The 17,845-nt window shown below is 39.9% G+C and carries 16 protein-coding genes; 14 read left to right on the top strand and 2 right to left on the bottom strand.

Translation table 11 applies throughout. The annotated features are described in order from the left end of the window. Nucleotides 1-11 precede the first annotated feature (11 nt). The 13 genes from PH210_RS28345 (at nt 12) to PH210_RS28285 (ending at nt 12,906) form a co-directional block, all read left to right on the top strand. The gene (locus PH210_RS28345) at nt 12-944 is read left to right on the top strand and encodes an ABC transporter permease (RefSeq protein WP_289989883.1); all 933 of its coding nucleotides are present in this window, start codon (nt 12-14) and stop codon (nt 942-944) included. Further along, nucleotides 944-1,897: an ABC transporter permease gene (locus PH210_RS28340; protein WP_289989882.1), complete on the top strand. Its 954-nt coding sequence runs from the start codon at nt 944-946 to the stop codon at nt 1,895-1,897. Before PH210_RS28345 ends, PH210_RS28340 begins: the two co-directional genes overlap by 1 nt. A gap of 4 nt (nt 1,898-1,901) precedes the next feature. After that, on the top strand, nt 1,902-2,900 hold the full coding sequence (locus tag PH210_RS28335; protein ID WP_289989881.1) for an ABC transporter ATP-binding protein: 999 nt from the start codon (nt 1,902-1,904) through the stop codon (nt 2,898-2,900). Nucleotides 2,901-2,927: 27 nt separating this feature from the next. Then, nucleotides 2,928-4,562, top strand: coding sequence for a peptide ABC transporter substrate-binding protein (locus PH210_RS28330; RefSeq protein WP_289989879.1), 1,635 nt, complete (start codon nt 2,928-2,930; stop codon nt 4,560-4,562). A gap of 97 nt (nt 4,563-4,659) precedes the next feature. Then, on the top strand, nt 4,660-5,583 hold the full coding sequence (locus tag PH210_RS28325; protein WP_289989877.1) for a S66 peptidase family protein: 924 nt from the start codon (nt 4,660-4,662) through the stop codon (nt 5,581-5,583). 14 nt (nt 5,584-5,597) lie between these two features. Continuing rightward, nucleotides 5,598-6,698: a mandelate racemase/muconate lactonizing enzyme family protein gene (locus PH210_RS28320; protein WP_289989875.1), complete on the top strand. Its 1,101-nt coding sequence runs from the start codon at nt 5,598-5,600 to the stop codon at nt 6,696-6,698. After that, nucleotides 6,691-7,605: a C40 family peptidase gene (locus PH210_RS28315; protein WP_289989873.1), complete on the top strand. Its 915-nt coding sequence runs from the start codon at nt 6,691-6,693 to the stop codon at nt 7,603-7,605. Before PH210_RS28320 ends, PH210_RS28315 begins: the two co-directional genes overlap by 8 nt. A gap of 2 nt (nt 7,606-7,607) precedes the next feature. Beyond that, entirely contained in the window at nt 7,608-8,612 is a 1,005-nt protein-coding gene (locus PH210_RS28310; protein WP_483312152.1) for an ABC transporter ATP-binding protein, read from the top strand. Between the two features lie 3 nt (nt 8,613-8,615). Then, complete coding sequence (locus PH210_RS28305) at nt 8,616-9,392, top strand: serine hydrolase (protein ID WP_289989870.1); 777 nt, start codon at nt 8,616-8,618, stop codon at nt 9,390-9,392. A 144-nt stretch (nt 9,393-9,536) separates the two neighbouring features. Then, the gene (gene kynU / locus PH210_RS28300; RefSeq protein ID WP_289989868.1) at nt 9,537-10,823 is read left to right on the top strand and encodes a kynureninase; all 1,287 of its coding nucleotides are present in this window, start codon (nt 9,537-9,539) and stop codon (nt 10,821-10,823) included. A gap of 371 nt (nt 10,824-11,194) precedes the next feature. Continuing rightward, nucleotides 11,195-11,959, top strand: coding sequence for an SDR family NAD(P)-dependent oxidoreductase (locus PH210_RS28295; protein ID WP_289989866.1), 765 nt, complete (start codon nt 11,195-11,197; stop codon nt 11,957-11,959). 24 nt (nt 11,960-11,983) lie between these two features. Beyond that, on the top strand, nt 11,984-12,289 hold the full coding sequence (locus PH210_RS28290) for an ArsR/SmtB family transcription factor (protein WP_289989864.1): 306 nt from the start codon (nt 11,984-11,986) through the stop codon (nt 12,287-12,289). Between the two features lie 50 nt (nt 12,290-12,339). Then, nucleotides 12,340-12,906 (top strand): MOSC domain-containing protein, encoded by a 567-nt coding sequence (locus tag PH210_RS28285; protein ID WP_289989862.1) that lies wholly within the window; start codon nt 12,340-12,342, stop codon nt 12,904-12,906. Nucleotides 12,907-13,015: 109 nt separating this feature from the next. Here PH210_RS28285 and PH210_RS28280 read toward each other — a convergent pair whose 3' ends face one another. Beyond that, entirely contained in the window at nt 13,016-14,512 is a 1,497-nt protein-coding gene (locus PH210_RS28280) for a response regulator (protein ID WP_289989861.1), read from the bottom strand. After that, nucleotides 14,505-16,304 carry a cache domain-containing sensor histidine kinase gene (locus PH210_RS28275; protein WP_289989859.1) on the bottom strand — a complete coding sequence of 600 codons (1,800 nt, stop codon included), beginning with the start codon at nt 16,302-16,304 and terminating at the stop codon, nt 14,505-14,507. The genes PH210_RS28280 and PH210_RS28275 overlap by 8 nt, the downstream gene beginning before the upstream one ends. A 204-nt stretch (nt 16,305-16,508) precedes the next feature. Between PH210_RS28275 and PH210_RS28270 the strand changes: the two genes are divergently transcribed. After that, nucleotides 16,509-17,816, top strand: a complete 1,308-nt coding sequence (locus PH210_RS28270; protein ID WP_289989856.1) for an ABC transporter substrate-binding protein — start codon at nt 16,509-16,511, stop codon at nt 17,814-17,816. Nucleotides 17,817-17,845: the final 29 nt, after the last annotated feature.

Raw genomic sequence — 17,845 nt, 5'->3', positions numbered from 1 at the left:
AGTGGACAAGCATGAATACATATTTCATTAAACGTATTGCCGCGATGATTATTACGTTATGGCTCATCATTACAGCAACCTTTTTCTTAATGCATTCAGTACCAGGATCACCATTTAATGAGGAAAGAACAACCAATGAAGCCGTACAAAAGAACCTCGAAGCCTATTATCATCTAGATCAGCCTCTCTTAGTCCAATATGGGAATTACCTAACAGCACTCGTCAAATTAGACCTCGGACCTTCGATAAAAAAATCATCCCAGACTGTTAACGACATGCTGGGAAGAGGATTTCCAGTATCATTTGAACTTGGATTTTATACACTTTTAGTCGCCATTTTTTCAGGCATCTTACTTGGTGTATTAGCAGCCCTTCGCCATAACGGCATCATCGACTATGTGGCGATGAGCATTGCGGTCCTGGGAATTTCGATTCCGAACTTTGTCATGGCTACCTTTTTGATTGAGGAGCTGGCTGTAAGATTCCCGATATTCCCAGTCGCTACATGGACTAGCCCGAAACATATGGTATTGCCGATTTTAGCGCTGGCAACAGGACCAATGGCGATTATCGCCCGCTTAACACGCACAAGTATGCTCGAAGTATTAACCCAGGATTACATTAAAACGGCGAAGGCAAAAGGACTATCCCCAGTAAAAATTGTTTTTAAACATGCCTTAAGAAATGCTCTATTGCCAGTTGTAACGGTTTTGGGTTCATTAGCTGCCAGTATCTTAACCGGTACGTTCGTTATTGAAAAGATATTCGCAATTCCCGGGATGGGGAAATACTTTGTTGACAGTATCAATACACGTGATTATCCAGTCATTATGGGAACAACCGTCTTTTATAGTGCCATTTTGATTCTTATGCTGTTAATCGTCGATCTCGCATATGGGGTATTAGATCCACGAATTAAACTCCATAAAAAGGAGGCGAAATAATGGAGCTGCGAAAACAGGAAAACAGATATATTTCGCCAGATGTTCCTGATGAATGGTTTGTGCCAAAAGCACGAAATCAAACAGAAGCAGAGGCTGTCATAAGACCGAGCCTGTCGTACTGGAAGGATTCCTGGCTCAGGCTGGTAAAAAATAAGCTGGCGATGGCAGGTTTGGTATTCTTGGCCTTTCTAACATTATTGGCTATTTTTGGACCAATCATTTCACCCCATTCGGTGGAAAAACAATCGTTAACACTGCAGAATTTGCCTCCATCTAGTAAGTATTGGTTTGGTACAGATGATTTAGGCCGCGATGTCTTTACCAGAACCTGTTATGGTGCGCGAATCTCGTTATTTGTTGGGTTGATGGCTGCCCTGATAGACTTTGTTATTGGCGTTGTTTATGGCGGTTTTTCCGGATATAAAGGCGGCCGAATCGATAACTTAATGATGCGATTTGTGGAAATCCTCTATGGACTTCCGTATTTACTTGTTGTCATTTTGGTCATGGTCGTAATTGGACCGGGATTGACAACTATTATTCTTGCATTATCGATAACCGGCTGGGTCGGGATGGCCAGAATTGTCCGCGGACAGGTCCTGCAAATAAAAAACTATGAATTTGTTTTAGCATCGAAAACGTTTGGCACGAAAACAGCACGTATTATCCGGAAAAATTTGCTGCCGAATACGATGGGTCCAATCATTGTTCAAATGACACTTACGATTCCATCTGCTATTTTTGCAGAAGCATTTTTAAGCTTCATCGGCCTCGGTATCCAAGCGCCGCATGCAAGCTGGGGAGTAATGGCGAATGATGGTTTATCTACTATTCTCTCAGGCTACTGGTGGCGTTTGTTCTTTCCAACCTTGTTCATTTCATTAACCATGTTTGCGTTTAATGTTTTAGGTGATGGATTACAGGATGCCCTTGATCCAAAGTTGAGGAGGTAACATCATGGAGAAAATTCTTCAGGTTAAGGATTTACAAGTATCCTTTTCAACCTATGGCGGCGAAGTAAATGCTGTCCGAGGTGTCAGTTTTGACCTGCATAAAGGTGAAACGTTAGCCATTGTTGGTGAATCAGGCTGTGGGAAAAGCGTCACTTCTCAAAGCATCATGAGGCTCATTCCTAGTCCCCCCGGCAAAATAACGGGCGGAGAAGTCCTTTTCAAAGGCACGGATTTAATTAAGTTAAAAGAGCCAGAGTTGCGGAAACTTCGCGGTTCTAATATTTCGATGATTTTTCAAGATCCAATGACCGCTTTAAATCCAACGCTTACAATTGGTGAGCAAATTATGGAAGGAATTATCCAACATGAAAAGATATCACGGGTTGAGGCAAAGATAGCAGCCATCGATATGCTTACTCTTGTGGGAATTCCAAGTCCGGAGCAGCGGTTAAAACAATATCCCCATCAGTTTAGCGGAGGTATGCGGCAGCGAATCGTCATTGCCATGGCGCTTGTGTGCAAGCCAGATGTATTAATTGCCGATGAACCTACAACCGCACTTGATGTTACCATTCAAGCACAAATTCTGGAATTATTTAGAGATATCCAAAAGAAAACAGGGGTATCGATTATCCTGATTACTCACGATTTGGGTGTAGTGGCGCAGGTTGCTGACCGCGTTGCCGTGATGTACGCGGGGAAAATTGTTGAAGTAGGGACAAGGCGGGAAATTTTTTATCAATCGCAGCATCCATATACGGTTGGTTTACTTCAATCTGTACCACGGCTGGACATGGAAAAAGAAGATCTTGTTCCAATTCCAGGAACACCGCCTGACTTATTTTCTCCGCCTGTTGGATGTGCCTTTTCGGCACGCTGTCCCTATGCGATGGAAGTCTGTGATAAAGTTTACCCGTTTAAAACCCAGCTGAGCAGCCATCATCAAGTAGATTGCTGGCTCCAGGACGAACGGGCTAAAAAATTGGTTTCAACATTTGTTTAACTATAAAAAATACTGAGGGGGTAAGTCATGAAAAAGTTTATGACAATGTTGGTAACTTGTTTGCTAGTTTTTGCTTTAGCAGCTTGTACAGCAAATAAGGATGCCGGAAGTGAGCCAAAAAAGGATGATGGAAAAGGAAAGTCAAAGGAAAAGGTAGAAAAAGTTCTTAACCTCAATAACAGTCAAGAGCCTACATCTTGGGATCCTGCCATTGGATTCGATGCTGTTTCTTGGAATTCATTAAACAACATTATGGAAGGCCTGACTCGTTTGGATTCAACCCATGAACCCAAAGCTGCAACCGCTAAAAGCTGGGATGTTTCAGAGGACGGAAAAACCTATACCTTCCATATTCGTGACAATGCGAAATGGTCAAATGGTGACGACGTTACTGCCGGTGACTTTGTATTTGCTTGGAAACGTCTTTTAGATCCAAAAACAGGATCCTCTGCTGCCTTTTTAGGATATTTCATCGAAGGCGGTGAAGCATTCAACACTGGAAAAGGAACCGCTGATGATGTAAAAGTAAAAGCAGTTGATAATAAGACGTTTGAAGTAACCTTAACAAGCCCGCAGGCTTATTTCTTAAGTGTTATTGCTAATCCTGCGTTCTTCCCAATTAATGAAAAAGTAGCAACAGCTAATCCAAAATGGTTTGCTGAAGCAAGTTCATTCGTGGGTAATGGTCCTTTCAATCTAACGGAGTGGAACCATGATAGTGATTTTACTTTTACAAAGAATGAAAAATATTGGGATGCTAAAAATGTTAAATTAGACAAAGTTCATTGGGCAATGGTTGATGACCCAAATACAGAATATCAAATGTTCAAGACAGGGGAGTTAGATACGTCTGATGTTCCTGCAGAACTTGCTGACCAGTTGTTTAAAGAAGGCGATGTGAAGGTAGAAGACCAAGCTGGTGAATATTTCTACCGATTTAATCTTACAAAAGAGCCTTTCCAAAACGAGAATATTCGTAAGGCATTCGCGCTTGCTGTTAACCAGGAGCAAATGGTTGACCTTGTAACAAAAAATAAGGAAAAGCCAGCATACGGTTTTGTATCCTACGGATTTAAGGATGCAGCAGGTAAAGACTTCCGAAAAACAAACGGAGACCTACTTAAAACGGATGTTGCAAAAGCAAAAGAATTGTTGAAAAAGGGTATGGAAGAGGAAAAATACACGAAACTTCCTGAAGTAACGCTTACTTATAGCACAAGTGATGCACACAAAAAGATCGCTGAAGCCCTGCAGCAAATGTTTAAGGAAAATTTAGGTGTTGACGTAAAGCTTGCCAATATGGAAAGCAGTGTGTTTGCAACTGATCAAAAGGCATTAAAGTTCCAGTTATCACGAAGCTCATTCCTAGCTGACTATGCAGATCCAATCAACTTCTTAGAAAACTTTATTACCGGCTCTCCAATGAACCGGACAGGCTGGAGCAACAAAGAATTTGACCAATTAATAAAAGATGCAAAGAATGAAAAAGATGAAAAGAAACGTTTTGACATGATGTATAAGGCTGAAAAGGTATTATTTGATGCCGCCCCAATTATTCCTATTCATTTCTATAACCAAGTCTATTTACAAAATAAGGATGTAACAGGCATCGTTCGTCATCCAGTTGGATATTTAGAATTAAAATGGGCTGATAAGAAATAAGAAAAGGCCTTAATTTTGAATAAAAGGGATGTTCAGCCGAACATCCCTTTTATCCTAGAATCATAGACTAATAAATGGTTTAGAAAGGGGTTTTTTAATGAATGCAGTAAAGCCAAATCGTCTTAAAGCAGGAGATACAGTTGGAGTAATTGCTCCAGCAAGCCCGCCAAATCAAGAAAATCTAGTACGTGGAATCACTTTTTTGAAGGATTTAGGACTAAAAGTCAAGGTTGGAAAACATGTATCCCGTATTAATGGTTATTTAGCCGGTTCCGATCAAGAAAGACTAGAAGATTTCCATGAAATGTTCGCTGACTCAGATGTTAAAGCTATTATTTGCGCCTGCGGAGGTTTTGGGACAGGAAGAATTGCCGAGCAAATTGACTATGAATTAGTTAAAAGGAATCCCAAAATTTTTTGGGGTTATAGCGATATTACTTTTTTACATACGGCCATTCGGCAACAAGCGGAGCAGGTGACCTTTCATGGACCGATGCTTGCTTCGGATATAGGGAAAGAGGACACACACCAAATGTCTAAAAAAGGTTTTATGCAATTATTTGAGCCTGCCTCTTTCGTCTATACGGAACAGATTTCTCCATTAGAAGTTTTAGTAGATGGTGAGGCAAGTGGAGAAATCGTCGGTGGGAATTTGTCGCTTCTAGTCAGCACTCTTGGAACAGAATACGAAATTGATACGAAGGGTAAGCTGCTGCTTATTGAGGATGTGAATGAAGAACCCCGGTCCGTGGACCGAATGCTTAATCAGCTTTATATGGCTGGAAAACTTAAGGATGTAAGCGGCATACTTGTAGGAGATTTTTGTGATTGTACACCACAAAGGAATCTTACCTTATCGTTAGAAGAAGTCATTGCCCATTATGTTCAGCTCGCAGACAGGCCGGCGATGAAGGGATTCATGATGGGGCATTGCAACCCGCAAATCGCTATTCCCTTGGGTGTACAAGCATCCATGAATACGTATGAAAAAAAACTAATTGTCGATAGCGGCATCTTGTAAAGGATGGATAACCCATGATTATTGAGCAAATTGAAACATTCCGAGTTGCTGTTCCGTTAATTAAACCATTTAAAACGGCCCTTCGAACAGTGACGACAGCTGAATCCATTTTTGTGAAAATAACCTGCGATAATGGGATCGTTGGCTGGGGTGAAGCCCCGCCTACTATTGTTATTACGGGTGATAGCCTCTTGAGTATTGAAGCGGCAATCCATCATGTGATCAAACCATTTTTACAGAAGAAAAACTTGCTTCAGTATGAGGTGATTTTTCAGGGACTTAAGACGCTGTTGGTTGGAAATCCGAGTCCGAAGGCAGCTGTAGATATGGCAATTTATGATTGTCTATCTCAATATTGCAAACTGCCGCTCTATCAATTCCTCGGCGGTCATAAAAGGGAAATGGAAACAGATTTCACTGTTAGCGTGAACGGACCAGAGGAAATGGGCGAGGATGCGGTTTCCTATATTCAAAAAGGCTTCAATGTCCTGAAAGTAAAGGTGGGGAAGGACGATATCGCTGCCGATATAGAACGGATCTTGGAGATTAGAAGGCGGGTAGGAAAAGATATTAAGATCCGTTTGGATGCGAATCAGGGATGGACAGCGAAGGATGCCATCCGGGCCATTCGTAAAATGGAAGACAATGATTTGCGGATTGAGCTTGTTGAACAGCCGGTAAAAGCAGATGATATTGAAGGTTTGAAGCAAGTAACGGATGCAGTCGACACACTCATTATGGCAGATGAAAGTGTGTTTACCCCGAAGCAGGCCTTCCAAGTATTAAAAACAAGAAGTGCTGACTTAATAAATATTAAACTGATGAAGGCTGGCGGAATCTATCAAGCCCAAATCATCAACCAACTCGCTGAAACATGCGGTGTCGAATGTATGGTTGGCAGTATGATTGAAACCCGTCTTGGAATCACGGCAGCAGCTCACCTTGCCGCAAGTAAGCAAAATATTAACCGTTTTGATTTTGATGCACCGTTAATGCTAGCAAAGGAAATCGTGGAAGGCGGAATCCAATATAATAATAGATTAATAACAATGCCGGAGTCTCCAGGACTTGGAATTAAGTGCATTGACATTGAGGGAGGGGTCTTAATTGGCTAAATGGATTGTAAATGTTCCGGTCGCAACCGTATGGACGTCTTTTGATTCACCACGGGAAATCGATAACGATGCAGTAACCAACCCTGGAAGGATTGAATCGTGGTTAGAGGGATTGACATATGAAACCAGGCTTGAATTATGTAACGAAAACCTTGTTCAAACCCAAGTTTTATATGGTGAAGAAGTTTTAGTTTTAGAGGAAAATGGTGATTGGGCACATGTGATTATTCCTAGCCAATCCACCAAAAAGGAAGACCGCGGCTATCCAGGCTGGGTTCCTAAAGCTCAATTAGTGGAGGCTCCTGATGGCTGGAATTTAACAGATGGCCCAGTCGCTGTTGTGACCAGCCAAAGGGCAAAGTTGTTTAAAGAGAATGATCCTTTTAGTATAGAACTCTCCTATCTAACGACACTGCCTTTCATAAAGGAACAGGCTCGCAAGGTGTACGTCAAAACCCCATATGGGACTGCTGTGCTAGATACAGAGAATGTCGTTGTCTCCGATTCACCTGCAAGGGGAAATGGACAGGCGATTGTATCCGCAGGCGAACAGTTTCTTGGCCTGCCTTATTTGTGGGGAGGAATGAGCAGTTTCGGCTATGATTGCTCAGGGTTTAGTTACTCGATGTGTAAGGCAAATGGGTATGTCATCCCCCGCGATGCCAGTGACCAAGCAGCAGCAGGAGAAAAAGTTGAATTAACAGATATCGAACCAGGTGATTTATTATTTTTTGCCTATGAAGAAGGAAAAGGAAGAATCCATCATGTTGGCATTTATTATGGAGAAGGAAAATTGCTTCATTCCCCAAAGACAGGAAAAACGGTGGAAATTATACCATTAGAAGGAACGATATACGAGCGGGAACTATGTGCAGCAAGACGCTACTGGGTTAAGACGGAGGCATAACTATGGAAAAGTTATTACAAGTAAACAATCTTAAAAAGCATTTTCACTTAGGAAAAAATCAAGTTTTAAAAGCCGTTGATGGTGTAACCTTTCATATTAACAAAGGGGAGACATTCGGAATTGTTGGTGAGTCCGGATGCGGGAAGTCTACGGCTGGCAGAACGATTATCGGGCTTTATGACGTAACCGATGGTGAGGTTGTGTTTAAAGGGAAAAATATACACAATTTTAATTCGAAAGAGCGATTTGCATTTCATCGGCAAATGCAAATGATTTTCCAAGATCCATATGCGTCGTTAAATCCAAGGTCAACCGTGAGTGAAATCATTTCTGAGCCGATGGAAGTCCATGGCTTGTATCCCAACAAACAAGAACGGTTAAATCGTGTTTATCAATTATTAGAAGATGTCGGTTTAAATCGAGAACATGCCAATCGGTATCCGCATGAATTTAGCGGAGGCCAGCGCCAGCGGATTGGAATCGCCAGGGCCTTATCCCTTGACCCTGATTTTATCATTGCTGATGAGCCGATTTCTGCTTTGGATGTATCCGTTCAGGCACAGGTTGTTAATTTGCTGACCAAACTCCAAAAGGAAAAGGGATTAACCTATCTATTTATTGCCCATGACCTCTCGATGGTAAAGCAAATCAGTGACCGTATTGGTGTCATGTACTTAGGGCAATTAGTGGAATTAACGACAAGCAGTGAGCTATATAAGAAGCCGTTGCATCCATATACTCAGGCTTTGCTCTCGGCCATCCCGATTCCTGACCCGGATATTGAGGACAAACGTGAACGGATAATATTAAAGGGGGAACTGCCAAGCCCGATTAATCCTCCTAGCGGATGTGTATTTAGAACCCGCTGCCCATTGGCCATGGATGTTTGTGCCAAGGAGAAACCAGTGTGGCAGGAAGTTGAGGATAGCCATTATATTGCCTGTCATCTTTATGATAAAAACAAAGCCGGTGACCATGATTATTCTCAGGTTGCTGTTACGAGGTAACTGATGGAACAATTAAAGGCAAAAATCGAAGAAGAACTCCGCAGCTCGAACGGCAGAATCGGTTTGGCTATCGAAATTGAGGGCGAGAGTATTTGTGTAAATAGTGAAGAAGTATTCCAATCCGCAAGTTTGATTAAGTTACCAATTTTAATAGAGGCATTCCGGCAGAGTGAGATGGGAAAACTAAACGAGAATGAATTGGTTTCCATTACAAATCATGCAGGCGGGTCAGGCGTATTGCAGGCATTTTCCCGTGATGCGCTCTTGACAATTAAAGATCTCATGACGTTAATGATTACGGTTTCGGATAATACAGCCACCAACCTGCTCATAGATAAATTAGGAATGGAAACCATTCATCGATCCTTTGAAAAAATGGGATTGCAGCATACCGCCCTTAATAGGAAAATGATGGACTTTGAGGCGATTGAACAAGGACTCGATAACTACACAAGCCCTTTGGATATGATGACATGTTTGAGGATAGTCAAAGAAGGCGACTTTTTAGCAAAGCAAAGCCGTGAAGAGGCATTAAGAATACTAAGTTATCAGCAATTTCAAGATAGACTTCCAGGCATGATGGAACTCGATATGGTAAAAGTGGCAAATAAAACAGGCAGTCTTCCTCACATTGAACATGATTGTGCAGTGGTAACGAATAATGAGAAAACAGCCTATGCGGTGGTCCTAATGGATCAGCTAGATGATGTATTTGCAGCAAAGCTGAAAATTAGTAGAATTGGTAAGCATATATTTGATTATTTAGTGGAAAAAGCATAAAGAATGAATTGGCAGGGAATCCCTTGAAGGATTCTCTTTTTTTTCGTAAAGAGCGATGGTGCAGACTCCTTTTAAAATATTGACACCATGTCATATTCTTTGTTATGATTTTGTAAACGATTTCAATTTAGGGAAGGGTGGATTATGATGGCATCGAATTTTTTGCCAACTTTAGAGTTTGCTAAACAATTAGATAATGAGGATACACTTGCACGGTTTCGAGAAGAGTTCTATTTAAAGCCAGGTTCCATTTATATGGATGGAAATTCGTTAGGGCTTCTTTCGAAACGAGCAGAAAAGGCTCTCTTAGAATCGTTAAACGATTGGAAACATTATGGAATCGACGGCTGGACACAGGGGAACCATCCATGGTTCTTTATGCCGGAGGAATTGGGCAAGAAGCTTGCACCGTTAGTAGGAGCTTCCGCTGAGGAAGTCATTGTAACGGGTTCCACAACCGTCAATCTGCACCAGCTAGTGTCAACGTTTTATCAGCCGGACGGAAACCGTACGAAAATACTGGCAGATGAACTAACTTTCCCATCTGACATTTATGCCCTGCAAAGTCAGCTGCGTACCCATGGATTTGATCCAGATACACATCTCATCCGCGTAAAAAGCCGTGACGGCCGCTTTTTAGAAGAGGATGATATTATCGAAGCAATGACCGATGATGTTGCTTTAATAGTCCTGCCAACCGTCCTTTACCGCAGCGGTCAGATATTGGATATCAAACGCTTAACAGAAGAAGCTCATAAGAAAGGTATTTTAATCGGATTTGATGCCTGCCACTCGGCTGGGGCCATTCCTCATTATTTCAGCGAATGGGATGTGGACTTTGCCTTTTGGTGTAACTATAAACATTTAAACGGCGGACCTGGCAGTGTTGGCGGTTTATATGTTAATCGCAAACATTTTGGTAAGATGCCTGGTCTCGCTGGCTGGTTTAGTTCGAATAAAGAGAAACAATTCGACATGGAGCATACCTTAACACCTGCACATTCAGCAGGAGCCTTCCAAATTGGAACGCCTCATGTCCTTAGCATCGCTCCTTTGATTGGTTCTTTAGAAATTTTTACAGAAGCCGGTATTGAAAATATTCGCGAGAAGTCTCTTAAAATTAACCAGTATTTAGTAGATTTAATTGACACTGAGCTGGCTGAAATGGGATTTTTCGTTGGTTCGCCAAGAGAAGACGCGCGCCGCGGCGGGCATGTAAGCCTAGAGCATAATGAAGCAGCAAGAATTTGTAAGTCCTTAAAGGAAAATGGAATCATCCCTGATTTCCGGGCGCCAAACATTATTCGCCTTGCACCTGTCGCACTTTATACTTCCTATGAGGAAGTTTGGAAAGTCGTTCAGATTCTTAAAAAAATCATGACTGAAAAGCAATATGAAAAATTTAAAAATGAACGTGAAGTAGTAGCTTAACTTAAGTAAACATGAGGACAAAAAATAGTTTGGAAAACACAAAACTGTCCTCATAGAGCGTTCATGAGGACAAAACCTAGGAAGGCAAACCGAAAACCGTCCTCATAGAGTGTTCATGAGGACAAAGCCTAGACTAGAAAACCGAAAGCTGTCCTCATAGAGCTTTCATGAGGACAAAACCTAGGCAGGAAAACCAAAAACTGTCCTCATATATCAATATATTCGATTGGGTGCCCAAATAATTAGGGCACCTATTTGTGTGTCAACGATACCAATTGATAAAGATAGTTGACGAATTTTGTAATTTAAATTACCATATGTTTAAACACTTAAACATATAAACATTTAAAACTATTGGAGGACTATATACAATGAAGAAGACGGCATTAATTACAGGAGCAACAAGCGGCTTAGGATATGAATTTGTTAAACTGTTTGCCAACGATGGATACAATTTAGTTCTAGTGGCTAGAGACGAAGCGAAACTAAAGGAAATCAAACAATCCTATTCCCAAGTAGAAGTAACCGTTATTCCGAAGGACTTGAGTGTCATTGGGGCTGCAAAAGAAGTATTTAGAGAAATCGAGGATCGTGGGATTGTCATTGATGTTCTTGTTAATAATGCTGGTTTCGGGTTATTGGGTACATTTGCTGAACTGGATATTCAAAAACAGATAAATATGATTCAATTAAATATAACTGCACTAACGGAATTAACCTATTACTGTCTACAAAAAATGAAACAAAGGAATGTTGGCAGAATCTTGAATGTAGCAAGTACTGCGGCATTTCAGCCAGGACCGCAAATGGCCGTGTACTATGCAACCAAAGCTTATGTGCTTTCATTTTCTGAAGCACTGGTGGAAGAGCTATCTGGCAGTTCGGTTACTGTGACAACCCTCTGCCCTGGACCAACGAAAACCAACTTTGGAGCGGTGGCCAATGTTGAGGGCACCAAAATGTTCAGTCGCGCGATGGCATCTGATCAGGTGGCAAAGAGCGGATATAAAGCATTGATGAGCGGGAAGCGCGTGGTGGTTACGGGGGGATTCAATAAGGCAGGTGCAGTTGGAGCTAAATTTATGCCAAGAAGTCTAGCTGCTAAGGTTGCCAAGTATGTTGCAGAGGAAAAGTAATGATAGTTGGAGGAATTTCTTAATATGGCACAGCAAGCTATTGATGTTTTCAGGTCATGTATCCCATTATTTAACGCCTTAAGCGATCCGGCAAGACAGGACATTATCCTAATGCTGGCAGAACAGGAGCCGTTAAGTGTAAACGAAATTGCTGAGCAATCGAACCTTTCACGCCCGGCCATTTCCCATCATTTAAAAATCATGCGCGACAATCACCTTGTTAAACTGGAACAGAAAGGGACTCAGCGCTATTATTCACTTTCATTAGACCAAAGTGTTAAACAATTGAAGCAGTTAATTGAAATCGTTGAGAGCGAGTGTATTCTTTAGTTCCCTCCGGTATTCAACCTAATAGATAAACGGAAAGGTGAGATTTACCTTTGGAAAAAGTTTGGGCAACCGTAAATGGCATATTAATAGCAGATGAACCAGAGACATTTGTTACCAGAAGGATTAAAGAAGTAAATCTGGAATTCGGCGGGATCCGCGGGGATCGTCATTTTGGCGTAACGAGCAAGGCGGATTCGAGACAGCCGATGTATCCAAGAGGGACAGAAATTTTGAACCGCCGTCAAATAACGATTGTGTCCGAAGAAGAATTAGACAGGATTGCAGAAGAATTAAAGGTAGAATCGGTGCTGCCGGAGTGGCTGGGGGCTAATCTTTTTATAAAAGGATTTCCAGATCTAACGAAACTCACGATGGGTTCGCGCATCCTATTTCCTAGTGGTGCAGGGCTAATATGTATGGGGGAAAATATGCCTTGTACCTTGCCTGGAGATGAAATCCAAAAGCATTACGAAGATCACGAGAAGTTGTCCTTCCGATTTGTACGCGCTGGCTATAAGCGGCGGGGAATCGTTTGTGCAGTAGAAAGGCCCGGAAAAATTCATGAAAATGATGAAGTTCAGATTTTAGTTAATGATTTTACCAATCCGATGCAATAAATAAATGCATATCCATAGGTAGTTCAAAAGAATGGAAGGGGTCTTTTGGAAATTTACTAATAAATTGACCCCACACATTATTAAAAGTCTTAACGCTGATTATTTAAAATTAGATAATTTTTGAAGGTGGGACTTTAAAATATTTTTTAAAACATCTGCTAAAATAATGCGGATCGTTGTATCCGGTCATTTCGGATACAAATTGAATATTTTTGCATCCATTCATCAACAGCTTTCTAGCATTTTCCATTCTAATTTTCGTTAGATATTCTATGACTGTGATTCCTGTCTCTTTTTTAAAAATTCTGCTTAAGTATGAGGGATTAGTATGTAAATGTTCTGCAATTGAATGTAATCCCACTTCGCCATCTTGATAATGACTCTCCATAAATGCAATAGCCTGAAGAGAGAGAGATTTTAATTCCAAAAGTGTTTGACGGGAGATGGAGATAGCCTCTATTAATAAAGTGCTTAAAAATTCCTTCATTTCCTCGAGGTTGCGAAATTGCTCTGTAAATCTTTCAAATTGATTTAATTCTGTAAAGTAGTCCTTTTTTAACTGAAAATCATGAACCCCCTTGTTAATGCTGGTAATTAGTTCTCTTGTTAAAACAAAAAACTTGGCAGACGAGATTTTGTTCCGTTGACATAAAAGAATAATTTCCTCCAATTCCTTTAGGGAAAGGTCTTCATTCCCTGACTTTACTAGAACGGAGAACTTTTCAATTTTTTCTAGAATTGCACTATGGCTATCATCCTTTTCTTGAAGGAATTGATACATGTTTCCGGTACCTTTCGTCAGCCGGTTGTGTAATGCAAATTTTGCTTTTTGAAAAGCCTCGCCAAACATCTGGAGCCTATCCATTCTTGGTCCTATACCAATCGAGAACGATCGTTGGAAATGGCTTTTCAATGCGAAATGCAATGGCTTGATTTTTTCGATATCATCAGCCTTTATTAAAAAAGAAGAAAACAGTTGGTGATTTAGCCCAAGATGATAAATTGAATTAGGGAAGTATTGTAAAACAAATTTCGCTATTTGTCCTTGCAGGTTTTCTTCTACTTCAACATCAGACGAAATTAATAGAAAACAAGAAGGTTCTCTAGCAACATCTGAAAAAACCTCCTGATAAGCTTGATTCAACATATTTGTAACAGGCCCATTTAATAATTGGTAAGCAATATAAGAATTCATTTCTTTATGATCGAGAACGACAGATGTTAAGTTCTCTTTTTCTTTCTTTTCTTTAAATTTGTGAAGCATTTCAGTCAGGTCTTCTGAACGAACAGGCTTCAATAAATAATCGAAAACCCCAAGCTGAACAGCCCTTTGCGCATATTCAAATTTATCGTATCCTGTTAGAAATACGATCTGCAGTTCCTTCTGTTCCTTATGAAGCAAGCCGGCGAGCTCTATTCCATTCATTAGCGGCATATTAATATCAACAATCGCCAATTCGACTTGATTGTTGCAGATAAAGTGTAATGCCTTTTCCCCGTTTTCGGCCTCACCTATAATGGAAAAGCCGAGTTCCTCCCAATTTAAGCAGCCCTTTAATCTTTCTCGAATGAATTGTTCATCATCAACTAAAAGAACTTTATACATATGCAATCTCTCCTTGTCGAATAGCAGGAATGATAATTTCAACAGATGTACCTTTTCCAGGATTGTTATGAATCTTGATGCCGAACTGTTCACCAAAGTATTGTTTGATTCGTTCGTTCGAGCTATATAGCCCAAAACCGATAGTCCCTTTTTCTTCTTTTTCTTTTAACAATGATTCAATTGACTTATAAAACGTGCCTTCACCGTGGTCATTGACAAAGATATGAATCTTATCTCCGTGTTTTTCACCGATAATTTCGATGTAAATGTGATCTTCTTCATCTTTTAAATTATGACGGATAGCATTTTCAATTATGGGTTGAAGGGAAAGTTTAACAATTTGATAATTAAAGATTTCAGGGTTGAAAATAAATTTATAAGCAAGTCTTTCTTTATATCTAATGCTAAGGATTTCTAAATAGCGTTTAGAAATAAGCATTTCTTCTTCCATGGAGATAATCTGATTTCCTTTGCTAATAACGCCTCGATAAAAGTCAGCTAACTTATGGGTTAATTCAATTACTTCTTTTTTCTGTTCCATTTCTGCAAGTCCGCAAATATTTTCCAGTGTATTGTATAAAAAGTGGGGATTTAGTTGGGATTGTACACTAATAAGTGCGTATTTTCGTTTCTTTTCTTGTTCCTTTACCACTTTTTCCATCAGCCTTTTTGTTCTTCTCACCATTTTATTGAATTCTTTGGCCAGCACCCCTATTTCATCTCTACTATTGATATCAAGAGAAACATCTAAATTCCCATTTTGTACCTCTTTCACAACATGATTGATTTTTTTTAAAGGCTTGGATACAAGATTAGATATTAATAGAGTGATTAAAACGACACTCGCCATCATGATGAACCCAATAAGAAGGAACGACTTCATGAGGGGCTTGTTTACGGCTAAAATATTTTCTATAGGAACCAGAGCGACAAGGGCCCAGTTTAATTTAGGCAGTTCTTGGGATACTACTAGATACTCTCTGTCATCAAGAATAACTCTTTGTCCGTTTTTCCTTTGTTTAATAAATGAAAAATAGGGTTCGTTTTTTATGGATTGGTAAAGGTTTGAAGGGTTATGATGGGAAACAATCTTTCCGTCATGATTGACGATAAAAATATTTCCGTTCTGACCAAAATCAATAGAGTTATATTGCTTTCGAATCCAGCTTTCCCTTAGATTTATTTGAATAGTCCCTAAAGGTAGTGCTGTCCTTTCAGAATTAAAGCGCTGGAAAAAGGAAACGATGTTTAATTGTTTACGATATAAAGTATAGTTACTTTGATAGACACCTTTCCATGCCGTAGCTCTTACAGAGTTTTGCTTTAGCGTAATGGGGGATTGTTTACTCAGAACAGAAATCTCTCCCGAGTCATACACCAGGCCATTGTTTGCAAAAATCATAATGGAATCAATATAATCTTTAGTTCCCTTAATTTCACTTAAGACATTTTTAACTTCCTGATAATTTCGGTGTTCCTCCAGTGAATGTCTGGGAACAGGCACGGAGGTATATTGTTGAATAATAGAGTTTGTCACGACTAATTCCGACAATTCTTCTGTTTCGTTAAAAATTAACTCTAATTTATTTGATATTTGGCTAAAATTTTGATTTGTGCTATCGATTGTTTCTTGAACTAGAATTTTAGAGGAGATTTGATAGGCAATAATCATGAAAAGTGATAAAAAACCAATTATTAAGCAAAGCAGGAAAAAGGTTATTTTAGCATTTATGGAAAAGGGAATAGGTTTACGTTTCTTTACATATGAAATGATGTTCCTGCATGCCTTCATCGTTATCACCTGAATTTTTATAGAATAAAAACTATTATTATTTTTGTATCATACTGGATAAGCAAAATATACTCTATCGAGCAAAAAATAGAAATACTAATATTCAGAATAGAAAAAAATTTGAACATGACGTAAAATTTCTCCATGTTCCATTGGATTGATTCCAACTATACTCAAGTTATATTTCAAAAGGGGGTATAAGAATTGAGGAAAACGTTTACAATTTTCATGGCTGCCGCACTCCTATTGTCCATTGTTTTAGCAGGGTGCAGTTCAAGTGACAAGACTTCTTCAAAAGAAGAAAAGGATTCAGGTAAAACCACTATCCGTATTCTTTCACGCATGGGCGGGGATGATCCTGAATCAAAAGCATTTAATGAGCTGTTAGCTAAATTCATGAAGGAAAATCCTGATATTAAGGTTATTGATGAATCCCTTAACGATGAGTCTGCATTCAATAATAAGTTTAAAACATCCGTTGCCACTGGGAATGTCCCGGAAATATGGGTGAACTATGGCGGACAAGCATTTAAAGAATATGCAAAGAACATTGCCATGGATTTAACTCCAGTCCTAGATGAAGATAAACAATGGTCGGAAGCGTTTCTACCATTATTCGATACTTGGAAATATGATGATCTGCCAGGAATTTATGGAGTTCCTTCGGAGTTTTATAGTATTGCATTATTTTACAATAAAGAGCTGTTTGAGAAGATTGGGGCAGAACCTCCAAAGTATATTGAAGATATTCCGGAATTGCAAAAGAAATTCTCGAAGGAAGGCATTACCCTTCTTCGAATGGGTGATAAAGAAAACTTCCGTGGCGGTCACTTAATCAGTAATATCACAATGAAAAAGTTTGGATTGAAAAAAACCGAAGATCTAGTCAGCGGCAAAGCAAAATACACTGACAAAGATATGCTCGAGGTCTTTAAAATTATGAAACAATGGGCTGATCTTGGTGTCTTCGGAGATAACATCGTAACGACTGATGATAATGAAGTTACTTCTGCGTTCACTAGCGGCAAAAGCGCTATGTTATTTAATGGAAGCTGGGGAATTTCATCTCTTGCTGAATCAGATATTGCTGATAAAATTGGCGTCATTCCATTCCCAGGATTCAAGGATGCTCCAGAACACCTAAATACATGGCATGGAGGCGCAGGCGGATACTCTGTATTCAAAGAAGTCAAAGGCAAAAAGAAGGATGCTGCTATTAAATTACTAAAATACTTAACATCAGTTGATACATTTAAATACTACTTTGAAAAATCAGGCGGCGGTGTTTATCCGGTCAAAATGGATATGGGTTCATTAAAAGTAGATCCGGTTACACAGGAATATACGAAAGCACTTGATTCTTCGAAAGAATTCTTAATGGAAATTACGGCGTACGATCCGCGCCCGCAATTCCAAGATAAATTAAGAAACGAAATCCAAGGAATGTTTGCAGGAGACTCTCCTGAAAAGACAGCTGAAAATATTCAAAAATTCTCAGATAATCTAAAATAACGCAATGATACCGCTCTGGTTCTGGAGGG

The sequence above is a fragment of the Paenibacillus sp. BSR1-1 genome, from assembly GCF_030403775.1.
Classification (GTDB): domain Bacteria; phylum Bacillota; class Bacilli; order Bacillales; family Cytobacillaceae; genus Neobacillus.
Note: the sequence above shows the minus strand (reverse complement) of the source record. Positions and strands in the feature narration are given on the sequence as shown.